The sequence below is a fragment of the Pseudomonas sp. P4_B3 genome (assembly GCF_056402295.1).
The window spans coordinates 118,917-142,308 of sequence record NZ_JBFUHR010000013.1; the positions used below are offsets into that span (position 1 = coordinate 118,917).

14 protein-coding genes are annotated in these 23,392 nt (G+C 59.2%); 5 read left to right on the plus strand and 9 right to left on the minus strand.

The genetic code is table 11. The annotated features are described in order from the left end of the window. Positions 1-19 precede the first annotated feature (19 nt). Positions 20-2,479, minus strand: a complete 2,460-nt coding sequence (locus AC1DWG_RS16985) for an EAL domain-containing protein (RefSeq protein WP_477764756.1) — start codon at positions 2,477-2,479, stop codon at positions 20-22. Positions 2,480-2,670: 191 nt separating this feature from the next. Between AC1DWG_RS16985 and AC1DWG_RS16990 the strand changes: the two genes are divergently transcribed. Further along, positions 2,671-7,314, plus strand: a complete 4,644-nt coding sequence (locus AC1DWG_RS16990) for a hypothetical protein (protein ID WP_477788053.1) — start codon at positions 2,671-2,673, stop codon at positions 7,312-7,314. A gap of 12 nt (positions 7,315-7,326) precedes the next feature. Here the strand turns inward: AC1DWG_RS16990 and AC1DWG_RS16995 are convergent, their stop codons facing one another. The 5 genes from AC1DWG_RS16995 to AC1DWG_RS17015 form a co-directional block, all read right to left on the minus strand. Beyond that, positions 7,327-9,144: an ABC transporter ATP-binding protein gene (locus AC1DWG_RS16995; protein ID WP_477754614.1), complete on the minus strand. Its 1,818-nt coding sequence runs from the start codon at positions 9,142-9,144 to the stop codon at positions 7,327-7,329. After that, positions 9,137-9,739, minus strand: a complete 603-nt coding sequence (locus AC1DWG_RS17000; protein WP_477754615.1) for a DsbA family protein — start codon at positions 9,737-9,739, stop codon at positions 9,137-9,139. The genes AC1DWG_RS16995 and AC1DWG_RS17000 overlap by 8 nt, the downstream gene beginning before the upstream one ends. 36 nt (positions 9,740-9,775) lie before the next feature. Next, positions 9,776-10,717 (minus strand): oxygen-dependent tRNA uridine(34) hydroxylase TrhO, encoded by a 942-nt coding sequence (gene trhO, locus AC1DWG_RS17005; protein ID WP_477764758.1) that lies wholly within the window; start codon positions 10,715-10,717, stop codon positions 9,776-9,778. Positions 10,718-10,888: 171 nt separating this feature from the next. After that, a complete protein-coding gene (locus AC1DWG_RS17010) occupies positions 10,889-11,188 on the minus strand; it encodes a BolA family protein (RefSeq protein ID WP_477754612.1) in 300 nt (99 codons plus the stop codon). 12 nt (positions 11,189-11,200) lie between these two features. Then, a complete protein-coding gene (locus tag AC1DWG_RS17015) occupies positions 11,201-11,725 on the minus strand; it encodes a DUF2059 domain-containing protein (protein ID WP_007997268.1) in 525 nt (174 codons plus the stop codon). A gap of 191 nt (positions 11,726-11,916) precedes the next feature. Between AC1DWG_RS17015 and AC1DWG_RS17020 the strand changes: the two genes are divergently transcribed. Then, positions 11,917-13,311 (plus strand): class II fumarate hydratase, encoded by a 1,395-nt coding sequence (locus AC1DWG_RS17020; RefSeq protein WP_477754613.1) that lies wholly within the window; start codon positions 11,917-11,919, stop codon positions 13,309-13,311. A gap of 97 nt (positions 13,312-13,408) precedes the next feature. On the opposite strand, the gene AC1DWG_RS17025 is transcribed toward AC1DWG_RS17020, so the two are convergent. The 3 genes from AC1DWG_RS17025 to pap form a co-directional block, all read right to left on the minus strand. Further along, positions 13,409-14,362, minus strand: coding sequence for a DMT family transporter (locus AC1DWG_RS17025; RefSeq protein ID WP_477788054.1), 954 nt, complete (start codon positions 14,360-14,362; stop codon positions 13,409-13,411). Between the two features lie 261 nt (positions 14,363-14,623). After that, complete coding sequence (locus AC1DWG_RS17030) at positions 14,624-15,808, minus strand: thiolase family protein (RefSeq protein ID WP_477764760.1); 1,185 nt, start codon at positions 15,806-15,808, stop codon at positions 14,624-14,626. Between the two features lie 102 nt (positions 15,809-15,910). Then, a complete protein-coding gene (pap, locus tag AC1DWG_RS17035; RefSeq protein ID WP_477788055.1) occupies positions 15,911-17,434 on the minus strand; it encodes a polyphosphate:AMP phosphotransferase in 1,524 nt (507 codons plus the stop codon). Positions 17,435-17,587: 153 nt separating this feature from the next. Here pap and mnmC point away from each other — a divergent pair, with 153 nt between their 5' ends. From mnmC to ngg, 3 genes are all read left to right on the plus strand, one after another. Continuing rightward, entirely contained in the window at positions 17,588-19,567 is a 1,980-nt protein-coding gene (gene mnmC, locus AC1DWG_RS17040) for a bifunctional tRNA (5-methylaminomethyl-2-thiouridine)(34)-methyltransferase MnmC2/FAD-dependent 5-carboxymethylaminomethyl-2-thiouridine(34) oxidoreductase MnmC1 (RefSeq protein WP_477764761.1), read from the plus strand. Positions 19,568-19,737: 170 nt separating this feature from the next. Further along, positions 19,738-21,510 carry an N-acetylglutaminylglutamine amidotransferase gene (locus AC1DWG_RS17045; RefSeq protein ID WP_477788056.1) on the plus strand — a complete coding sequence of 591 codons (1,773 nt, stop codon included), beginning with the start codon at positions 19,738-19,740 and terminating at the stop codon, positions 21,508-21,510. A 3-nt stretch (positions 21,511-21,513) separates the two neighbouring features. Continuing rightward, entirely contained in the window at positions 21,514-23,262 is a 1,749-nt protein-coding gene (gene ngg, locus AC1DWG_RS17050) for an N-acetylglutaminylglutamine synthetase (protein WP_477788057.1), read from the plus strand. Positions 23,263-23,392: the final 130 nt, after the last annotated feature.

The following is a 23,392-nucleotide window of genomic DNA, read 5'->3' on the forward strand; positions in this document are numbered from 1 at the left end:
TGTAAGACCGGCAGGAGTTTCAACGGAACGTGCCAGGGGCCTTGAACAACAGAGGCTGAGGCCTGGCGGGACGACTTAACAGGCTATCAAAGGTAAACAAATGCGGGCGTTCAATCACATACCCTTGAGCGTAATCCACCCCGATCTCCAGCAATGCCTGCTCGATCTGGGGCGTTTCGACAAACTCGGCAATCGTGCGCTTACCCATGACATGACCGATGTGATTGATCACTTCGACCATGGCGCGGTTAATCGGGTCGTCCAGCATATCCTTTACGAAACTCCCATCGATCTTCAGGAAGTCTACAGGCAAATGTTTCAGATACGCGAATGAGGACATTCCGGCACAAAAATCATCCAGTGAAAAATAGCATCCTAAGCCTTTGAGTTCATTAATGAATCGAATGGCGCTGCCAAGATTTGAAATAGCACTGGTCTCAGTAATTTCAAAACAAATCATTTCAGGCGGAATCGAATACGTCACAAACTGTTCGCGCAGGAAGTCCAGAAACGCCTCATCCCCGATCGTCGTGCCTGACAGATTGATCGCACACATGGCCAGCGGCCCCTGGTGCTGTTCGGCCTGACACTGGGCAATGATCTTGAACACGTTCTGCACAACCCAGCGGTCCAGAGAGCTCATCAGGCCATAGCGTTCGGCGGCCGGGATGAAACTGTCGGGCAAGATCATGCGCCCCGCCTCATCATGCAACCGCAACAGGATTTCGATATGCCCACTGCCATGCTCGGTATGACCGAGGGATGCGATTTCCTGGGCGTACAAGCAGAAGCGGTCCTCCTCCAGCGCCATGTGCAAACGCTGCACCCAGGCCATTTCGCCGAAGCGCAGGGACAATTCCGAGTCATCCGGATGATAGACCTGGACCCGGTTCCGGCCCTTTTCCTTGGCCATGTAGCACGCCATGTCGGCAGCACGCAGCGAGGCTTCGAGCGTCGTCGGATTCTGCGCAACATGGACCAGTCCGATACTGACAGTGGTCACGAAAGGCCGGCCCTTCCAGACAAAATGCAGATTCTGCACAGTCTGACGCAGGCTCTCGGCAATTTTCTCCGCCGCTTCCGGTGCGCAGTTTTCCAGCAGGATACCGAACTCGTCGCCGCCAAGGCGTGCCAGGGTATCGCCTTCGCGCAACCCGGATTGCAACAAGGCACAGATATGCCGCAACAGTTCGTCGCCCGCCGCGTGACCACAGGTATCGTTGACCAGCTTGAACTGATCCAGATCGAGGAACATCAGGGCATGGCGACCCGAATGGCGGGTCAGGTTGTGCAGCGCCTGTTCCAGGCGATATTCGAATTCGCGGCGGTTGGCAAGCCCGGTCAAGGCGTCGTGGGTCGCCTGCCACGACAGATTGGCGATGTATTGCCGCTCTTGGGTCATGTCATGCAGCACCAGCACCGTTCCGCTGACTTTGCCGGCATTGCGGATCGGAGCACCCACCAGCGTGACCGACACCGTGCTGCCGTCCAGGCGTTGAATCAACTTGGAGTGCTCACTGCCGCCACTGAGTTGACCGCTCAGAATATGCTCGATCAGGGTGAAACCGTCGGTCTGTGCATTTTCATCCAGCAGGTTGAACAGCGCCGCCAGCGGCAACCCTGTCGCCTGCTCGGCCTTCCAGTGGGTCAATGCCTCGGCCGCCGGATTCATGTAGGCAATCGCACCGGAAACATCCGTGGTGATCACGCCGTCGCCAATCGATTGCAGAGTGATCTGCGCCCGCTCTTTCTCCAGTTGCAGCGCATCGGCGAAGGCATGGCGCTGCTTGAGCAGTTTATGGGTGCGCATCAAGGCCAATACAATCAAACCCAGGGCGGTGGCGAGGTTGGTCACCAGCAACAGTCGCAGGATCATCCGCGAGCCTTCGCCCAACGCATCGCTGAAGGCCTTCGCCGCCGGTGTCACACTTTCGTTGATGACGAATATCTGATCCTTCCAGCGCTTGATATCGGCATCGGTGGCCTGCCTGGTGGTGATGCGCTGATGCATCTCCTGCGCAATGGCATCGAGTTGCACCAGATACGCGTCGCCCACCCTCCAAAGGTCGATGGCTTTCTCGTGGTAACTGAAGTGCCGGAAATTCAGGTACAACCAGATCACACTGGTGATGTCATCCGGATGGTTGCCGCCCTTGAGGATCGCCACACGTGCCGCCTCGATGTTCGGCGGCCGATGATCCAGCGCCACACGCAATTCATGCCCACCCTGAGGCACGGAAATGGCGTTCTGGTATTTATGAAAAATCGCTTCGTCGCCGCTGTCGGCGTAGAGATTGAGGTAATAGATGGCGTCTTTCTGGCCCTTGGACCACAGGCTCTCACCGGCGACATAACCGCGAACAGCCGACAGTACATAAAGGCTGACACCGCCCAAGAGGGCCTGAAACACCACAACGGCGATAAATGGCCAGACGATGCCCAACAGCCGTGGCGTTCCGAGAGTCCGCTTTTGATTCATGAGGTCCCTTACATTAGAGCTGCTCGATTGTCGTCCGGACGAAAATCGCTACAGCTAGACTAGGGTGCCTTCGTCGTCCCGACAAGCTGATCAAAGCTTCGAACATCAACACAGCCAATATATATGTACCGCAAAGACAGTCCTTGTTGCATCGAGACTGACGTCCCTCCTATCAAGAGATGTCACTGTTTATGCATACCACAAATGCTTCGGCAACAACCCCATACCAACAATATCTGGGTCAACTCGCAGAATACGACGCGCTGCTAGGCCGTCTACGTGATGCCAAGGCGCGAGGCCTAGCTCTGGCCGGCATCTATTTATCTCCCCAGCCTCACTCCCCCCTTGCCCAGGAACATGACGTCGGGCAAACCCACTTGCACAGCTTGCTCAGACACCCGGACTATCTGGCACTTGTCGAAAAGTTGAAGATCATGAATTTTTTATCTGTGTCTACAGCAGGAGGACGCAGCGTTTACAAGACGGTTGACCAGAAGGGTGCCGAAGTCATTCTCTCCATGACTGAAAAACCTGGCTGGCGCGAACTGACCGAAAAAATCGAGCCGATAGCTCTCAGCATAGGCGGACAATTGCGCTCGGATAAGTTGCTCAGCCTTCCTCAGGTTCTGACGTATTACGCGTTACCGGCAGCGCAAACTCAAAACACCACTGAAATGGAGTCGCTAATTCACAAACTGGAGGAAAGACGCGCCAGTCACTCATTGCAACTCTTCAGTGGTGTTGATATCGACTCCTTGAATCGTTCACCCACAGCTGAAGACCGAGAACTACTCAAAACCATACAGAGAGCCACTCCGACATCCGCTATGACCATCGATAGCCTGCTCGCTCAACTGACGAACAGAGATATCGTTGCCATCGTCAAGCGTTTTCTTCCCGAAACCGAAAGCTCGCTATTCAGCTACCTGATTCAAAACGCAGTGCCCAATGCGACCGAAGCTCAAGTCCGTGTCACGCCCACGGTAGTGCTGGAAAGCATTTTGCGCTCCGCCGAGTCAGAGCGACTGGCAATGGCGCTGTTGGAAGGCTTGAACTGGTACGGTGGAAAACCCGGCGAAGAAACCTCATCAGGCGTACGAATCAAACTGCTCAGCAAAGCCATTCGCTTATGGACAAACAAGAGCGGTAAACCCGCTGATATCGCTGGATACACATGGCATCAACGCTCGAACTGGGGAAAGAGTTACCCGAGTATCCGGGCTGAGTTTGAACAGCACCTATTCGACTCCCGGCGAGCGTCATCAATGACTGAGGCGATCTTGCTCGCGCGCTTGCTGCAACCTGAATTTCCACGAGCGTTTCAAGTCCCGGACATTCCACCTGATCTTCCCTATAGAAGTTCTGTGGTTTGGGTCAATTTTGTCCACGGTGTAACGCTGGCCGAAGCCATCGAGCCTGACTCGATCGAGCGGATGACCTTCCAGCAATTGGTCAACCTGCCAATCAGACGAACCGACGGAGCAACGCCAGAGCAATTGAATCTTATCGCCCTGGCGAGGCTGCTTCCGTCACTGGACTGGGCGGTTACCCAAGGGGTCATTTCGCAAAAAAGTCTTGAAAACCATTCACAGAGCGACATCGATCTGGCGCTATCTGCACTGGAAAACCAAAAAAACGAGTTGAATGAGGCCCTCATTCAACTCGATAAAAAACCACCCGAACGACTGGCGATCGCCAAAACAAAAATGCAGTCAATCTTTGGAGAGGATGCCTTCATCTCGGATGGTCGAAAACTGGCTAGAAAGGACACTACCGGTCCGAGCAGTTTTCTTGACACGCCGCTGCTTAAAGGCAAGGAGTACGACTTTTACTCGTTTGTCGACGTCTATGCATCCGGCAAGTTCGACGATCAGAAAAGTTGGCGGGCGACACAAAGCGACGGCACCACCATTAGCACGCAATGGATACGGATAGACGAAAGCCGAAGGATCGTCACCGGAGAAAGGCCATGGCGCAAACCAGGCTCCCGGTGGGTTATTTCACCGGAGACCAGGTTGCCCGATGTCAAAGCGCTGTTCGACAACGACTTCAAGCACTATCTGCAGCTGACCACAACTGCCTATGAAACACTGATCAGAAGTCAATTGGCCTCACTCCCGTTTGCCGACCGTCAGGCCATCGCCTTAGGCGAACTCAGGGTATACAACTTGAGAAAGGAAACGCGTGGTATCGAGGCCCAGAATGAAACGCCGGAAATGATCTTGCCGCTACGAGCCCGCAACGGCTTGATATTGCAGGCGATCCATACGCGCGAAACCCAGGGTCACGAACAGGGTATTGAAACCAGGTATTACGAATTGCTGCCCAGAGCAGGCGTCATACGTCGTATTGAAAACCTTGGCCCGGAACACTTGGGAGGTGCCATCCAGACGGAAAAGTGGCGTCTGAAATCGACCGTTTCCGTCAGCGTACTGCGCCATAAGACGTTGCCCTTCGATTGGGACGCTCATTCGACGGGCAGCAAACCGAAAGAAGACGCGATTTGCCAGGCTATCATCGAACAGTTAGGTAGCACTTTCGCCACCGTAACAGAGACGGAGGAAAGTGCAGACACTATCCCGTTGACGCTGTCATCAAGTCGTTGCGTGGCGATCAGTCATTTCATTGCAACTCAGCTGCTGTTCACGGACCCGATAAAACTTCGCATTGCCGCCTACGGACAAACGCGTTTCGAACTCGAAGAGGCGCGGGGTGAAAAAGCCCTCGAAATCGGGAAAATGTTCATCCCTTTCTGGAACAGCATCGAAGACTTGGCCTCCGGCGACAAAACACGCCTGATCAACGGGACGTTCGGCCTGTTTGCCGACCTGCTTTCCTTTGCACAACCCATCGGCAAGTTTGCCTCGGGCTCGGCAATACTGATCAGTAATGCAAGCCGACTGACCTTTCGCGCCAGACTTCCCGCATTTGTGTCGCTGACGAAAAACCTGTTGTTTTCGAGCCTGCAAACGCTGAATCCGGTTGACGGTGTTGGATCGCTGCTCCATGCATTGGGAGCCAGAGGGGTGAAACTTGTCCGATTCAGCCTTCTCAGAATCAAGGAACTGGCGGGCAAGGCTGGCAGTTATGATTTCGCGCACAAGCTGCCGCAGATCAGCGATGCGGGCCGCTGGAAACCGTTGGTAAAGGGTGACCAGTTAGCGACCGTCAAGGGTATTGACGACATCCACATACGCAAATCGGCCATTCCCGACAATGCCGACTACCACTTTATCGATCCATTATCGTCCAGACCCTACGGTCCCCGGCTAACCACCCGCTCAGGTGATATTTCGTTAGGGAGATCGCATTACAATTCCCTGGATAACACCAAAAATCACGTCATTGTCGAAGTTTCTGAAAACAGCCGCATTCGGGAAGTGCTTGAAGTCGATGGCCGAACTACGTTGTTTATCGATGATGTGCCGTATCGGCTGGATGGCGACACGCTGCGTCGCGCCGACCTGATCGATGATCAGGCGATGCTCAGATCCTTGCCTTGTCGGGTACGGCGTGCCCCAGGTGCCGATGTATGCGAAACGAGCTATGTCACTCGCGCCCCCGCCCCTACTCCTGATATCAACAGCTTCGATGAAACCAAAGGTTGGGCCCCCTGGTTCGGAGATAGTATCTATACGAATGGCGCGAAGGGAACACCGATGAAAAGGGCATCGATTGCTACACACGAGACTCTCGGTGCAACCATCGAGTTTTGCCAAGGTATTTTTGGACGTGTGAAGGTCAGTGTTCCCGATCGGGGTGTAATGGATACCCTTAGAGCCGGCGCCATTATTGTCGAAGCGGCAGATGGCACGAAGCGGTATGTGTTTACACGCTTAAATGCCAGCGACTTTTTCGTTGCCGAACTCGCAAAAGGACGAAGCTTGGGTAATCCGCTGACATTCAAACAAGCATCAACGCTGTCCGAAGCGCTGAAGGAGCAATTGATGGTGGTCTACACCGGCTCGCTGAATGCCAACAACATGGCAAGAATCCATGGCATCGAGGCCGTCGAGCGCGCCATGAAAACCATGGATGAAATTGCCATTCCAATTAGCGTCCACGAGCCCAATACGCTCAAGCGACTCGAGCTGCTCAAGGTTGATACCAGTCCCGGGGAGGCAATTCTTTTCGATCATAAAACCAGAATGATCATCAGAAGTTCCGAGGATGGTGCCGCCACGTGGTCACCGTCCAAGAAAGCACCGGACAGCGTGCGTGAAACGACAGCGGAGGTTTTCAATAATCTGTTTCAGAAAAAAGTCATCACCATCCAATCGGGTCGGGGCGAGCCCCTGGCTCTAAACATCGACAAGATGATGCAGCAACTGCAAGTCATCATCGGCCAAAAACTCCAGCGACCAGTGCATGCCCCAAGGAATATTGCGTTCGCCGAAATCAAGACCAAAGCTGGGGTGCGTGAAATCTATGTCAGCGTTTCCGGCAGCAAAGGTGACACCGGTTTCCTGCCAATGTTTCAAAATCCAGCTAACAGAAAGGAGGTAACCGTCGACGGTACCCGTTACTTCAATATAGATAAAGGAACCCGATTCCCGGAGACCGCCCTAAGCATAACCCCAGCGGGCAAGCTACAGGCGATCCCCCATACCATCGACAATATTGAAACATACACGCCTATGCTCACCTCTCGCCCAACCTCGCTGGACACTGAGAGCAAGCTCATTAGCGTCATACGCAAGAAATATCCAGATCCAAAAGACCTGGATTTCATCACGATCGCCACCACCTTGCCGCCCTGCGACTCCTGCGCAGTCGTCATGAAACAATTCGGCTATGACGGCAGCCCCAATGCACTCGACGTGATCTGGAAGTAAACGCTTGCCCGATCAATGCTGCTGCAAATGCCCATACAGCTTGGCGTATAACCCACCCTCGGCGATCAATTGCTGATGGTCGCCATCCTCGGCAATTTGCCCGCCGTCGAACACCAGCACACGATCGGCTTGTTTTACCGCCGAAAGACGGTGGGCAATGATCAGTGTGGTGCGGTTGCTCAGGAACCGCGCCAGTGCCTGGTGCAGGTTGTACTCGGTGGCGGCATCGAGCGCCGAGGTGGCTTCGTCGAGGATCACCACCTTGGGCTCGGCCAGCACCATCCGGGCGATGGCCAGGCGTTGGCGCTGCCCGCCGGACAAACGCACGCCGGAGCGCCCGACGATGCTGTCCAGGCCATTGGGCAAATCCCGGACCGTAGCGTGCAACTGGGCGATTTCCAGTGCCTGCCAGCAGGCCTCGTCACTGCGTTCGCGGCCCATGGTCAGGTTGGCGCGGATGGTGTCGTTGAACAGCGCCGGATGTTGCAGGACTACGGCGACATTTTCCCGCACGGTTTCCAGGCCGATCTCTTGCTGGGTTGAACCACCAAAGCGAATGGTGCCCGCCAGCGGCGTATACAAGCCCAGCAGTAGTTGCACCAGCGTGCTCTTGCCGCCGCCACTGGCACCGACGATTGCGACCTTTTCGCCGGGGGCGATGGACAGGTTCATCTGGTTCAAGACCAGTTCATCACCGTAACCGAAACTCAACCCCTGTACTTCCAGCCCGACCGTCTCGCGGCCGCTGAACGGGTCGACTCCACCCGAGTACTCGGGCTCATCGTCACGGGACAGCAGTTCGTTGATCCGCGACAGCGCACCATCGGCTGCGTAGTAGGCATATTGCAGGTTCAGCAGTTGTTCCACCGGACCGATCATGAACCACAGGTAGCTGAACACCGCGAGCATCTGGCCGATTGAAAGGTCGGAAAACAGTACAGTGAGCATCGCCGCGGCACGGAAAATATCGATGCCGAACTGGAACAGCAAGCCGCTGGCGCGGTTCGACGCATCGGTTTTCCATTGCGAGTTCACCGCATAGTCGCGCACGTCCCGGGCGCGCTGCCCCAAGCGACCGAGGAAAAACCCCTGGCGGTTACCGGCGCGTACTTCCTGGATCGCATCCAGGGTTTCGGTCAAGGCCTGGGTGAAGCGCGAGGTGCTGTCGTTCTCGAGCTTCTTCAGGTGTTTGACCCGTTTGCCCAACTGCACCGTGGCATAGATCACCAGCGGGTTGAACAGCAGGATCAGCAGCGCGAGTTTCCAGTGCATCCACATCAGGATGGAGGCAGTGCCCACCAGCGTCAGCATGGCCACGAGGAAACGGCTGAGGGTTTCGCCAACGAATTTGTCCAGGGTGTCCAGGTCGGTGACCAGATGCGTGGTCACCGTGCCGCTGCCCAGGCTTTCGTATTCGCCCAGCGAGATGCGCTTGAGTCGTTCGATCAGGCGTATGCGAATGCGATAGACGATGTCCTTGGCCAGTCCGGCGAACAATTTCGCCTGCACTACGTTGAACATCAACGCCGCGCAGCGCAGGGTCAGGGTCACCAGCAGCATCAGTCCGATGTAGCCCGCGGCTTTCTGCCAGCCTTCGGGCAGCGCGTGGTTCATGATCTTCAGCGCCGCATCACCGTGCCCCAGCAACACCTCGTCCACCAGCAATGGCAGGAGCAAGGGAATCGGCACGCTGCACAAGGTCGCCAGCACGGCCACGCCGTTGGCGATCCACAGGGATTTCTTGTGATGCAGGGCCAGTCGGCGGATTTCCGCCCAGCTCAGACGGTCGACACGTTTAGCGGGTGCAACATCATCGGGCAGGTCATGCACAGGCAGCACGCTCCAGCCAGCGGCCGAGCAGCGGGGACAACTCGCTCAACGGCTGATAGCCATTGGTCAACAACGCCAACTGCCCATTTCGCTCAGCCAGCAACGTAGGAAAACCGGCGATGCCCAGGTCCTGGACCCAAGTGAAATCGGCAGATGTCGCGGCGTGCGTATCGGCACGGTCGAACGCGGCGGCGAATTCGATGCGCGGCAGACCGGCCTGCTCTGCCAGCTCCACCAGGACACTGGCACGCGTGACATCGCGACCTTCAGCGTAAAAGGCGTGCTGAATCAGCCCGAGCAGTTTCCAGGCACAATCCGGCGCCAGCGTGCGCGCCGTCACCAGTGCCCGGCAGGCAGGTTCGGTATCGTAGACAAAGCCATCGGGTAACGCGCCTTCAAGCTTGAAGGGCTGGCCGGTGGCCTCGGTGACCGCCTGCCAGTGTTCGAGGATATAGCGCCGGGTACTCGGCTCCAGTGCTGCACCGTTACCGGTGCGCAAACCACCCACGATCAGATGCACCTCCACGCCTGCGGCTTGCGCCTGCTCGACCAGTGCGTTGGCCACCGGGGCAAACCCCCAGCACCAGGAACACATCGGGTCCATCACATAAAGCAGGCGCGCAGACATGGTTCAGGCCTCGGAGGATGCTTGCTTGTAGTTGTAGCCGATCGGGTGAGGCTGGTTTCGAGCCTTGGCCAGCTCGATCTGCTTCTGCCGGTCGATCGCACTGCGACGGGTCTTCTCACTCAGCTTATCCCAGCAATGCGGGCAACTGATGCCGGCCACGTAATGCTCGGACGCGCGGTCTTCCACGCTCACCGGCGTGCGGCAGGCATGACATTGATCGTAGTCGCCTTCGCTCAGGTCGTGACGAACGGTCACGCGGTTGTCGAACACGAAGCAGTCGCCCTGCCACTTGGTTTCTTCCTGCGGCACCTCTTCGAGGTACTTCAGGATGCCGCCCTTGAGGTGAAAGACCTCACCGTAGCCCTCGCTGAGCATGTAGCTCGAGGCCTTCTCGCAGCGGATGCCACCGGTGCAGAACATCGCGACCTTCTTGTGCACGGCCGGGTCGAAGTTGGCTTTGATGTAATCGGGAAATTCGCGAAAACTGGTGGTTTTCGGATCGATGGCGCCTTCGAAGGTACCGATCGATACTTCGTAGTCGTTACGGGTGTCGATCAGCAGCACTTGCGGGTCGCTGATCAGCGCGTTCCAGTCCTGCGGATCGACGTAAGTGCCGACCTTTTTGTTCGGGTCCACGCCTTCCACGCCGAGGGTGACGATTTCTTTCTTGAGCTTGACTTTGGTGCGGTAGAACGGCTGGTCGTCGCAGTACGACTCTTTATGGTCGATGTCGTCCATGCGCGGGTCGTTCTTGAGCCAGGCCATCAGCCCGTCGATGCCTTCGCGGCTGCCGGACACGGTGCCGTTGATACCCTCTTCGGCAATCAGCAGCGTGCCTTTGATGCCGTTGTCGACCATCGCTTGCAGCAGGGGCTCGCGCAGGGCGACGTAATCTTCCAGGGTGACGAACTTATACAGTGCCGCCACGACAATCTGTTGTGTCATGGGTAAATCTCCAGGTGGCTACCCTCGTAAGGGGTGAACCGGATGCGAAAAAAAACGCGCCGGGTTAGCGGCGCGTTGGGCATTCTAACAAAAAAGATCGCAGCCTGCGGCAGCTCCTACATGGGAATGCGTATTCCTGTAGGAGCTGCCGCAGGCTGCGATCTTTTGAGCTTAATGCTCGCTACCGCCAGCGCAGGTCGGCGAGGCCGGGGCCGCGTCGATCCGGGCCCATTCCTCCGGCGTGTAGGTATGCAGCGCCAACGCATGGAACTCGCCCATCAGCTCGCCGAGCGTGCCGTAGACCTTCTGGTGGCGCTTGACCCGGTTCAGGCCTTCGAACTGCGCGCTGACCACCACAGCCTTGAAATGGGTCTGCAACCCACGGCTGTGCATATGGCTCTCATCCAGCACGTGCAGATGCTCGGGCTGAAGCAGGGCCAGTGTCGATTCGATGCGTTGTTGCATGGTCATACCGAACTCCGCTTAAGGCTTTTTCTTGGCTGGCGCAGCCGCGTCTTTCGGCGTCAGCTCGGCGGTCATGTCAGCCAACAGCTTGTTGACCACCGGCACTGCGCTTTCCAGCTTGGCCTGGGTCATCTGGGCCGATTGCTGGGTCAGCTGAGGCATTTTTTCCAGGACTTTCTTGCCCAGTGGCGACTGGTAGAACGCAACCAGGTCCTTGAGCTCGGATTCGGTGAAGTTGGTGGTGTAGAGCTTGACCATGTCCGGTTTCAGCTTGTTCCAGCCAATGGCCTGGTCCAGAGCGGCGTTGGCCTTGGCCTGGTAGGTTTCCAGCACGGCTTTTTTCGACTCAGGAGCTTTGGTCTGTTCGAAACGCTGGGCAAACATCTGCTGTACTTGCATGTACACCGGGGTGCCCAGTTTGTCAGCGTGCGCCATGGTCAGGAAAGCCTCGGCACTGGCGTTATGGCTGGCGGTGTCGGCAAGAACCTGGCCGCTGGCGCAGACCAAAGCAACGGCGGTACAGATGGCACGAAGACGAGTCATCGAGTTTCCTTTTCTAGCTGGCGAGGTAAGACCCCAAGGGCGTCCATTCTGCGCCTAAAAAAGTCTGTCGCTCAACCCCAAGCCTTGTCGCACCTGATTTAGAGGGGTTGAATGGTCAAATTCAGACTGATGGAACCACGGCCGTCGATCACGGCCTAAACTGCGCAATCGGACCTACAGGAGTGAGCAAGATGAGCCGTATCGAAACCGACAGCCTCGGCGAGGTTGAAGTCCCGGATGAAGCCTACTGGGGCGCTCAGACACAACGCTCGCTGATCAACTTCGCCATTGGCAACGAACGCATGCCGCTGGCGGTGTTGCATGCCCTGGCGCTGATCAAGAAAGCCGCGGCACGGGTCAATGATCGCAACGGCGACGTGCCCGCCGATATCGCCCGCCTGATCGAGCAGGCAGCCGACGAAGTGCTCGGCGGCGACCACGACGACCAGTTTCCGCTGGTGGTCTGGCAAACCGGCAGCGGCACCCAGAGCAACATGAACGTCAACGAAGTGATCGCCGGTCGCGCCAACGAGCTGGCCGGCAACCCCCGTGGCGGCAAGTCCCCGGTGCACCCCAATGATCACGTCAATCGCTCCCAGAGTTCCAACGACTGCTTCCCCACCGCCATGCACATCGCCGCCGTCCAGGCGGTGCAACAGCACTTGCTGCCGGCGATCAGCGAACTGTCCGGCGGGCTGGCCGAGTTGGCCGCCCGCCATATGAAACTGGTCAAGACCGGCCGCACCCACATGATGGATGCGACTCCGATCAGCTTCGGTCAGGAAATCTCGGCGTTCATCGCGCAACTCGATTACGCCGAACGGGCGATCCGCAGCGCACTGCCCGCGGTCTGCGAGCTGGCCCAGGGCGGAACGGCCGTCGGCACCGGGCTCAATTCACCCCACGGCTTCGGTGAGGCCATCGCTGCAGAATTGGCCGCCCTCTCCGGTTTGCCATTTATCACCGCACCGAACAAGTTCGCCGCACTGGCCGGCCATGAGCCGCTGACCACGCTGTCCGGCGCGCTGAAAACCCTCGCCGTGACCCTGATGAAGATCGCCAACGATCTGCGCCTGCTGGGTTCCGGTCCGCGCGCCGGCTTCGCCGAAGTCAAGCTGCCGGCCAATGAACCGGGCAGCTCGATCATGCCAGGCAAGGTCAACCCGACCCAGTGCGAAGCCTTGTCGATGCTGGCCTGCCAGGTGTTGGGCAACGACGTCGCCATCGGCTTTGCCGCCAGTCAGGGCCACTTGCAGCTGAACGTGTTCAAACCGGTGATCATCCACAACCTGCTGCAATCGATCCGTTTGCTGGGTGATGGCTGCAGCAACTTCCAGCAGCACTGCGTGGCCGGTCTGGAGCCGGATGCGGAAAAAATGGCTGAACACCTGGAGCGAGGCCTGATGCTGGTGACGGCGCTCAACCCGCACATTGGCTATGACAAATCGGCGAAGATCGCCAAGAAGGCCTACAGCGAAGGCCTGACCTTGCGCGAGGCGGCGTTGCAACTGGGGTATCTGACCGATGAAGAGTTCGATGCGTGGGTAAGGCCGGAGAATATGCTGGAGGCTGGGGCCAAGGGCTGAGTTTTGCAGTGAAGCGAAAAGATCGCAGCCTGCGGCAGCTCCTACGGGAATACGCGTTTACATGTAGGAGCTGCCGCAGGCTGCGATCTTTTGATCTTCAGGCCACCCGCATCTTCCTTGCCTTGAGCCCGGCAATCAACGAAGGCCCCAACGCCACCAGCGCCGACCCCAGCACCACCAGCACCGCACCGCCATAACCCAGACCATTGATCGTCTCGGCATGCACATAGTCAGGCCATAGCCATGCAGCCATGGCAACCGCCACAAAGGTCACCAGCGGTGTGATGGCCAGCGTTGCGCTGACCCGAGAGGCTTCCCAATGGGCCAGGGCCTCGGCAAACGCGCCATAGGCAATCAGGGTGTTGAGGCAGCACGCCAGCAGCAACCAACCCTGCAACGGGTTCAATTGCAACGCTTCGAGCGGATGCACCCACGGCGTCAACAGCAGCGCGCAAAACAGGTAGATCACCATCATCACCTGCAGCGAATTCCACACCGTCAGCAATTGCTTCTGCCCCAGGGCATAGAAGGTCCAGACCGTGGACGCCAACAGCACCAGCAGCACGCCGGCGGTGTAGTCGGTCAGCGATGTGAGCAATTCACTCAAGCGCTGGTTGAAAAACAGCGCAAAACCGATCAGCAGCACCAACAGCCCGATCCCCTGCCCCAGGCTGAACCGCTCCTTGAACACAAACACGCTGGCGATCAGCAGCATGATCGGCCCCATCTGCACCACCAGTTGCGCCGTGCCGGGGCTGAGCAGGTTCAGGCCCATCAAATACAGCACATAGTTACCGACCAGGCCGAGCACCGCCATCAGTACCAGCCAGCCACCGCGAGGACCGAGCACTTTGCGGCTAGGCAGACGCCTGGTGGCCGCCAGATAAATGAACAGGCAGCCGCCAGACACCAACAGGCGAAACCAGGTCACCGTCACCGGGTCCATCACCAGCAGCACTTGCTTGAGCTTGATCGGCAGGATTCCCCACAACAACGCGGTCAACAAGGCCAGGAACAGACCGTAACCCCAGCGACCCGATGAAATGTGCATGTGAACCCCAACGCCAACTGACAGGAGCCGTCATTCTAGGCCCGCAGCGGTGGCGTACACAGGGACAGTTGCGGACTGGCCGCGAATGAAACTGTGCGGGTCGTATTTTTTTTTGGGGGGTACAACCGAGGTGCGCCCATCGCGAGCAGGCTCGCTCCCACAATGATTAGCGGCGATCACAAATGTTGTGTACGCCACCAAATCTGTGGGAGCGAGCCTGCTCGCGAAAGCTATCTGACGGACAACGAAAAAACCCTAGGCTTAACGCACCGCCTCAAACAGCCCGGTTGCCCCCATCCCGCCTCCCACGCACATGGTGACGACACCGTAACGCAGATTGCGTCGCTGCAATTCACGAACCAGATGCCCGACCTGGCGCGAGCCGGTCATGCCGAACGGGTGGCCGATGGAGATCGAGCCGCCGTTGACGTTGTACCGGGCGTTGTCGATTTCCAGGCGGTTGCGGCTGTACAGGCACTGCGAGGCGAACGCTTCGTTGAGTTCCCACAGGTCGATGTCGTCAATCCGCAAGCCTTTGGCCTTGAGCAGTTTCGGTACCGAAAACACCGGGCCGATGCCCATCTCGTCCGGCGCGCAACCGGCCACGGTAAAACCGCGAAAGAACGCTTTCGGCTTGAGCCCCAGTTCCAGCGCTTTTTCCAGGCTCATCACCAGGGTCATGGACGCGCCATCAGACAGTTGCGAAGAGTTGCCGGCCGTGACCGAGCCATCTTCGGCGAACACCGGCTTCAACCCGGCCAGACTTTCCAGGGTGGTGTCCGGGCGGTTGCAGTCATCACGATCAACGACACCGTCGAGGATCTGCACCTGACCGGTGTTTTTGTCTTCGACGCGATACTTCACCGCCATCGGCACGATTTCATCGCAGAACAGCCCGGCGGCCTGAGCCTGAGCAGTACGCTGCTGGCTTTGCAACGCGTACAGGTCCTGCTCTTCACGGCTGACGCCGTACCGACGCGCGACTATTTCAGCAGTCTGCCCCATTGGGAAGTAGATGCCCGGCACCTGTTCCTTGAGCAGCGGGTTGATCAGGTTGTCGGTATTGACACTTTTCATGGTCATGCTGATGGACTCGACACCGCCGGCGACGATGATGTCGCTGCAACCCGAAGCGATCTGGTTGGCGGCAATGGCGATCGCCTGCAAGCCCGAGGAACAGAAACGGTTGAGGGTCATGCCGGCCGTGCCGATGCCCAGGCGCGACAGCACCGCGACATTGCGACCGATATTGAAACCCTGGGCGCCTTCGTTGGAACCGGCGCCAACGATGCAGTCCTCGACGCTCGCCGGATCGATACCGGAGCGTAGCAACAGTGCATCGACACAGTGTGCCGCCATGTCGTCCGGGCGGGTCATGTTGAATTTGCCGCGAAAGGATTTGGCCAGGCCGGTCCGCACGCTGTCGACGATCACCACTTCACGCATGACATACCTCATTGTTGTTATCAGTTGAGAGTGGACCGAGCATAAGTCCAGCGCTTCACCGACCGCGACAATCATTCACCTCGCGTATGCGCAACCATCGCTTCAATCCTTGCCCTTACGCTTCTTGTTCTCATGCCGGTCGGATTTTTCGAAAGCCTCCTCCAGTGCGCGATTGATGGTGCGCAAGACTTTGACCCGTGCCCAACGCTTGTCGTTGGCTTCCACCAGGGTCCATGGCGCAATCTCGGTGCTGGTACGGTCGACCATGTCGCCAACCGCCGCGCGATAGTCATCCCACTTTTCACGGTTGCGCCAGTCATCGTCAGTGATCTTGAAGCGCTTGAAGGGAATCTTTTCGCGCTCCTCGAAGCGCTCCAGTTGCGTCTGTTTGTCGATGGACAGCCAGAACTTGACCACGATCACCCCGGCATCGGTCAGTTGTTCCTCGAAATCGTTGATCTCGCTGTAGGCACGCAGCCAGTCTGCCGGGCTGCAAAACCCTTCGATGCGCTCCACCAACACCCGGCCATACCAGGAGCGGTCGAACACGGTGAACTTGCCCCGGGCCGGCAGGTGCCGCCAGAAGCGCCACAGATACGGTTGCGCCCGTTCTTCTTCGGTGGGCGCGGCAATCGGCACGATGCTGTACTGGCGCGGATCAAGCGCTGCCGCTACCCGGCGGATCGCCCCGCCCTTGCCAGCCGCGTCGTTGCCTTCGAACACCGCCACCAGCGCGTGGCGGCGCATGCGTTTGTCGCGCATCAACCCGGAAAACCGCGCCTGCTCGGTAATCAGCTGTTCTTCGTAATCTTCCTTGTCCAGGTGCAGGGTCAGGTCCAGGCTGTCGATCAGGTTCACTTGATCGACACTGGGGAACACTGGCGCGGCGCTGACCTTTTCCGGATGGATCGTCGGTCGCTGCAATGCGCCCTGCAGGCCCGCCAGCAGAATCCGCCCCACGGCCAAGCTCCGATAATGGGCATCCACCCCGGCGATCACATGCCACGGTGCATAGTCGCGGCTGGTGCGGCGCAGCACCCGTTCGCCATACTTCACGAACCTGTCGTAGGTTTGCGACTGCTGCCAGTCCAGCGGGCTGATGCGCCAGCTGTGCAGCGGGTCGTCGGCCAGCGCCTTGAGGCGTGCCTTCATTTGCTTCTTGGAGAGGTGAAACCAGAACTTGAAGATCAGCGCACCTTCATCGCACAGCATCTTTTCCAGGCGCTCGGCGCCGTTGATCGCCTGGTCCAGTCGCGGATCCTTGAACACGCCATGGACCCGCCCCTGCAGCATCTGGCTGTACCAGTTGCCGAAGAAAATCCCCATGCGCCCCTTGGCCGGGAGCATCCGCCAGTACCGCCAGGCCGGCGGCCGCGCCAGTTCTTCATCGGTTTGCTGGTCGAAGGTGCGGACCTCGATCAAGCGCGGGTCCATCCACTCGTTGAGCACCTTGATCGTCTCACCCTTACCGGCACCTTCGATGCCATTGATCAAAATGATCACCGGAAAGCGGCGTTGCTGCTGCAATTCGAATTGCGCTTCGAGCAACGCTTCGCGCAGGGCCGGGACTTCGGCGTCGTAGGTTTCTTTGTCAATGGCGTGATCGATTTCAGCAGATTCAAACATGAGCGGCTCCCTTCCAGATGTGAGCAAGACTAGCGGATTGAACTGAAGGTCAGCAGAGATTCTCCCGGTCTCGGCCAATGCATACCTTGCCACGGATCAAGCACCGCGCCGTCGATCGGCTAGAATGGCGGCCTTGCCGTTGCCGAGCCTGCCATGAAACCTGAATTGCCCCACGCCCAGCTCGACTGGGACGACCAAGGTCGTCCGTATTCGCGAGTGTTCGATGATGTGTATTTCTCCGACCAGTCGGGGCTGGACGAAACCCGCTATGTCTTTATCGAGCAAAACCGCTTGGCGGAACGCTTTGCTGCCTTGCCGGAGGGCGGACGCCTGGTCATCGGTGAAACGGGCTTTGGCACGGGACTGAATTTTCTGTGTGCCTGGCAGGTGTTCGAACAACACGCGGCGGCCGGAGCGCGGCTGCATTTTGTCAGCGTCGAAAAGTACCCGTTGAGCCCGGCCGATTTGCAACGAGCCCTGGCGCTGTGGCCGGAACTCAAGGTGTTTGCCGATCAATTGCTGTCGCAGTACGTGGCGATCCATCAGGGTTTTCAGCGCCTGACGCTGGATAACGGTCGCGTGACCCTGACATTGCTGATCGGTGACGCATTAGACCAACTGCCTCAACTCGATGCCCGAATCGACGCCTGGTTCCTCGACGGTTTCGCTCCGGCGAAGAACCCCGACATGTGGACCGCCGAACTGTTTGCCGAGCTGGCTCGCCTGGCCGCCCCTGGTGCATCCATCAGCACTTTCACCAGCACCGGGTGGGTGCGACGCCTGCTCAACGCCGCCGGTTTCAAGATGAAACGTACCCCTGGCATCGGCCACAAATGGGAAATCCTGCGCGGCGAGTTCCTCGGCTGGCCCCAGGAAACGCCGGCCCCGGCCCTGGATAAACCCTGGTTCGCCCGCCCGGCAGCGCTGACCGGCGAGCGCCAGGCTCTAGTGATCGGTGCCGGCCTGGCCGGTTGTGCCAGCGCCGCCAGCCTCGCCGCGCGTGGCTGGCAAGTGACAGTGCTGGAGCGCCACGACGACATCGCCCGGGAAGCCTCGGGCAACCCGCAGGGCGTGCTCTACCTGAAGTTATCCGCCCACGGCACGGCGCTGTCACAAATGATCGTCAGCGGTTTCGGCTACACCCGACGCCTGCTCGAACACTTGCAACGGGGTCGCGACTGGGACGATTGCGGCGTGTTGCAACTGGCCTTCAATGCCAAGGAAGCCGAACGCCAGGCGCAATTGGCCGCGGCGTTTCCAGCGGACTTGCTGCACCTGCTGGATCAACCCGAGGCACAGGCCGTGGCCGGTATCGGGCTGGCACAGGGGGGCCTGTTCTATCCCGAAGGCGGGTGGGTCCACCCACCGGCGCTGTGCCAGTGGCAGGCTGCGCATCCACAGATTCAATTGCTCACCCATCACGATGCGCTGGAACTGCGCAAGGTTGAAGGCCGTTGGCAAGCCTGGGACGGCGAGCGATTGCTTGCCGACGCCCCCGTGGTGGTGCTCGCCGGCGCAGCCGAAATCCAGCGCTTCCCCGAGAGCGCCGAGTTGCCGCTCAAACGCATTCGCGGACAAATCACCCGCCTGGCGCAAACCCCGCAAAGCCAGGCCCTGAGCACCGTGGTGTGTGCAGAAGGCTATGTCGCCCCTGCCCGTTTGGGCGAACACACCCTGGGGGCCAGTTTCGATTTCAAGAGCGATGACCTGACGCCGACCACGGCCGAACACCTGGGCAACATGGCCATGCTCGAAGAGATTTCCCACGATCTGGTCGAGCGTCTACAGACCGATAATCTTGCGCCTGAAAGCCTCCAGGGGCGTGCCGCTTTTCGCTGCACCAGCCCCGACTACTTGCCAATCGTCGGCCCGTTAGCCGACACCCAGGCGTTCACTCAGGCTTATGCAGCGCTGGGCAAGGATGCCCGGCAGGTGCCAGACGCCGAATGCCCATGGCTTGACGGTTTGTACATCAACAGCGGTCACGGCTCGCGCGGCCTGATCACCGCGCCGCTGTCCGGAGAACTGCTGGCAGCCTGGCTGGACAACGAACCCCTGCCGTTGCCCAGAAGCGTGGCCGAAGCCTGCCATCCCAATCGGTTTGCCCTGCGGCGCCTGATCCGGGGCAAGTAATCGATACAGCAGCCGAAGTCGCCCTCACGGGGCGATTCGGCCGTGGTCTGGCGCGCATATAACTCATCGATCTAAAACTCCCCTTACCGAGGAGGGTCACTTTCTGAGTACCCGCCGTTCTGGCGCGGTATCGATCGACCCTCCCCAACGGAAAAACCGGTAAGGAATTTATGTGCGGATTAGCTGGCGAGTTACGTTTTGATCATCAACCTGCAGACCTTGCAGCCATTGAACGAATCACCCATCACCTGGCCCCCCGCGGCCCCGACGCCTGGGGCTTTCATAGCCAGGGGCCTGTTGCCCTGGGCCATCGGCGCCTGAAAATCATGGACCTGTCGGACGGCTCGGCGCAGCCGATGATCGACCCGCAATTGGGCTTGTCCCTGGCCTTCAACGGGGCGATCTACAACTTTCCGCAATTGCGCGCCGAGCTTGAAAGCCTGGGATACACCTTCTATTCCGGTGGCGACACCGAAGTGTTGCTCAAGGGCTATCACGCCTGGGGCGAAGCGCTGCTGCCAAAACTCAACGGCATGTTTGCCTTCGCCGTTTGGGAGCGCGATGCCCAACGCCTGTTCATCGCCCGCGACCGACTCGGCGTGAAACCGCTGTACCTGTCGCGCACCGACCAGCGCCTGCGCTTCGCTTCGGCGCTGCCGGCATTGCTCAAGGGCGGCGACATCAACCCGATCCTCGATCCTGTAGCGCTCAATCACTATCTGAATTTCCACTCCGTGGTCCCGGCACCGCGCACCTTGCTGGCGGGCATTGAAAAACTGCCGCCGGCCACCTGGATGCGCATCGAAGCCGATGGTCGCACCGAACAGAAAACCTGGTGGACCCTGCCCTACGGCCCTCACGCCGATGAGACGGATCTGACCCTCGAAGACTGGCGCGACCGTGTGCTCGTCAGCACTCGCGAAGCTGTTGCCATCCGCCAACGTGCAGCGGTGGATGTCGGCGTGCTCTTGTCCGGCGGCGTCGATTCAAGCCTGCTGGTGGGCCTGTTGCGGGAAGTCGGCGTGGACAATCTGTCGACCTTTTCCATCGGGTTTCAGGATGCGGGCGGCGAGCGCGGTGACGAGTTCCAGTATTCCGACCTGATCGCCCGGCACTACGGCACGCAGCATCACCAATTGCGCATCGAAGAAAAAGAGATCATCGAACAACTGCCCGCCGCATTCCGCGCCATGAGCGAACCGATGGTCAGCCATGACTGCATTGCCTTCTACCTGTTGTCACGGGAGGTGGCCAAACACTGCAAAGTCGTCCAGAGCGGCCAGGGCGCCGATGAACTGTTCGCCGGTTACCACTGGTATCCGCAAGTGGACGGCGCGAGTGATCCGTATGCCGCGTACCGCGAAGCGTTTTTCGACCGCAGTTACGACGACTACGCCGCCACCGTGCAACCGAAATGGCTGACCGCGAATGACGCCGCCGGTGACTTCGTCAAAGCCCATTTCGCCAAGCCCGGTGCCGATGCGGCGGTGGACAAGGCCTTGCGTCTGGACAGCACGGTGATGCTGGTGGACGACCCGGTCAAACGCGTTGACAACATGACCATGGCCTGGGGCCTGGAAGCGCGCACGCCGTTTCTCGACTATCGCCTGGTGGAGCTGTCGGCACGGATTCCGGGGCGCTTCAAACTGCCGGACGGCGGCAAGCACGTCTTGAAAGAAGCCGCGCGACAAGTGATTCCCAGTGAAGTGATCGACCGCAAGAAAGGTTACTTCCCGGTGCCGGGCCTCAAGCATTTGCAGGGCGATACGCTGGAGTGGGTGCGCGAGTTGCTGCTCGATCCCAGCCAGGATCGCGGCCTGTTCCACCCCGCGATGCTCGACCGTCTGCTGACCGATCCACAGGGGCAATTGACACCGTTGCGCGGCTCGAAACTGTGGCAACTGGCGGCGCTCAACCTGTGGCTCAGCGAACAAGGAATCTGACCGATGAAACCTCACGCCACGGCTTTCAGCCAACGTCTGTTGCGCGGCCAGTCACCCTCCTACGAACGCTTGCAGGCACGCCTGGCCGAGGATCGCTGTGAACTCGGCGGGGCGCCGATTGCCGTGCATTGCGGCTGGGGCCGCTTGCTGATCGGCCATACCTTTGCCGATGCCGCGAGCCTCGCCGGGGAGTTGCTCAACGAGCAGCCCGGTGAACGGGACATTGCGCTGTACGTCGCCGCGCCCCAGCAAGTGCTGGGGCTGGAGCCGACGCAGCTGTTTCTCGACCCGTCCGATACCTTGCGCCTGTGGTTCAGTGATTACCGTCAAGCGACCCGGGTGTTTCGCGGTTTTCGCATTCGACGCGCGCAAAGCGATGCCGACTGGCAGGCGATCAATCAGCTGTACCAGGCCCGCGGCATGCTGCCGATCGATGCCACCCGGCTCACTGCGCGCCACCTGGGTGGCCCGGTGTACTGGCTGGCCGAAGACGAGGACAGCGGCGCGGTCATCGGCAGCGTCATGGGCCTCAACCACCACAAGGCCTTCAACGACCCGGAAAACGGCAGCAGTCTGTGGTGCCTGGCGGTCGACCCGCATTGTGCGCGGCCGGGTGTCGGTGAAGTGCTGGTGCGGCATTTGATCGAACACTTCATGAGTCGCGGGCTCGCCTGCCTCGACTTGTCGGTGCTACACGACAACCGCCAGGCGAAAAGCCTCTACGCCAAGCTCGGTTTTCGCAACCTGACGACCTTCGCCATCAAGCGCAAGAACGGCATCAATCAGCCGCTGTTTCTCGGGCCAGGCCCCGAAGCCGCTTTCAACCCGTACGCGCGGATCATTGTCGAAGAGGCTCACCGCCGTGGCATTGATGTGCAGGTCGATGACGCCGACGCCGGGATGTTCACCCTCAGCCATGGCGGGCGCCGGGTACGCTGCCGTGAATCCCTGAGCGACCTGACCAGCGCCGTCAGCATGACCCTGTGCCAGGACAAAAGCCTGACCCACAAAGTGCTCAGGGCTGCCGGGTTGAACCTGCCGGCGCAGCAACTGGCGGGTAATGCCGATGACAACCTGGCGTTCCTCGATGAACACCAGCGCGTGGTGGTCAAGCCACTGGATGGTGAACAGGGTAAAGGGGTGGCGGTGGATTTGCGTACCCTTGAGGAGGTGCAGCAAGCCATAGAAGCCGCTCGCCACTTCGACAGCCGCGTGCTGCTGGAAGGTTTCCACGAAGGCCTCGACCTGCGCATTGTGGTGATCGGTTTTGAAGTGGTCGCCGCCGCCATTCGCCGGCCGGCCGAAGTAGTCGGCGACGGCCAGCACTCCATCGGCGCATTGATCGAAGCCCAGAGCCGTCGGCGACAGGCGGCCACGGGTGGCGAAAGCAAGATCCCGCAGGACGCGGAAACCCGGCGCACCTTGCAGGCCGCCGGATACGACTACAGCAGCATTCTGCCGGCCGGCGAGCATCTGTTCGTACGACGCACGGCGAATCTTCATACCGGCGGCGTGCTTGAAGACGTCACGGCGATCCTGCACCCGACGCTGCTGGACGCCGCCGTGCGGGCCGCGCGGGCGCTGGACATTCCCATGGTCGGCCTCGACTTGATGGTGTCCGCCGCTGACCAGCCGGACTACGTGTTTATCGAAGCCAACGAACGGGCCGGGCTGGCCAACCACGAACCGCAGCCCACGGCGGAGCGGTTTGTGGATTTGCTGTTTCCGCACAGCCAGCCGGCAGTCTCTTAGTGATGTGTTGCCTGGGCTGGCCCCTTCGCGAGCAAGCTCGCTCCTACAGGGGAATGCGTTCCAATGTAGGAGCTGGCTTGCCAGCGAAGGGGCCAGCCCAGGCAACAAAAATCCCCTCATCGAAACCATC

Coding starts and splice junctions, on each gene's coding strand:
- AC1DWG_RS16990 (WP_477788053.1), top strand. CDS start 2,671: ATGCATACCACAAATGCTTCGGCAACAACCCCATACCAACAATATCTG.
- ngg (WP_477788057.1), top strand. CDS start 21,514: ATGAAACCTCACGCCACGGCTTTCAGCCAACGTCTGTTGCGCGGCCAG.
- trhO (WP_477764758.1), bottom strand. CDS start 10,717: ATGACACAACAGATTGTCGTGGCGGCACTGTATAAGTTCGTCACCCTG.
- AC1DWG_RS17025 (WP_477788054.1), bottom strand. CDS start 14,362: ATGCACATTTCATCGGGTCGCTGGGGTTACGGTCTGTTCCTGGCCTTG.
- pap (WP_477788055.1), bottom strand. CDS start 17,434: ATGTTTGAATCTGCTGAAATCGATCACGCCATTGACAAAGAAACCTAC.
- AC1DWG_RS17010 (WP_477754612.1), bottom strand. CDS start 11,188: ATGACCATGCAACAACGCATCGAATCGACACTGGCCCTGCTTCAGCCC.
- AC1DWG_RS16985 (WP_477764756.1), bottom strand. CDS start 2,479: ATGAATCAAAAGCGGACTCTCGGAACGCCACGGCTGTTGGGCATCGTC.
- AC1DWG_RS17015 (WP_007997268.1), bottom strand. CDS start 11,725: ATGACTCGTCTTCGTGCCATCTGTACCGCCGTTGCTTTGGTCTGCGCC.
- AC1DWG_RS17030 (WP_477764760.1), bottom strand. CDS start 15,808: ATGCGTGAAGTGGTGATCGTCGACAGCGTGCGGACCGGCCTGGCCAAA.
- AC1DWG_RS17020 (WP_477754613.1), top strand. CDS start 11,917: ATGAGCCGTATCGAAACCGACAGCCTCGGCGAGGTTGAAGTCCCGGAT.
- mnmC (WP_477764761.1), top strand. CDS start 17,588: ATGAAACCTGAATTGCCCCACGCCCAGCTCGACTGGGACGACCAAGGT.
- AC1DWG_RS17045 (WP_477788056.1), top strand. CDS start 19,738: ATGTGCGGATTAGCTGGCGAGTTACGTTTTGATCATCAACCTGCAGAC.
- AC1DWG_RS17000 (WP_477754615.1), bottom strand. CDS start 9,739: ATGTGTTCCTGGTGCTGGGGGTTTGCCCCGGTGGCCAACGCACTGGTC.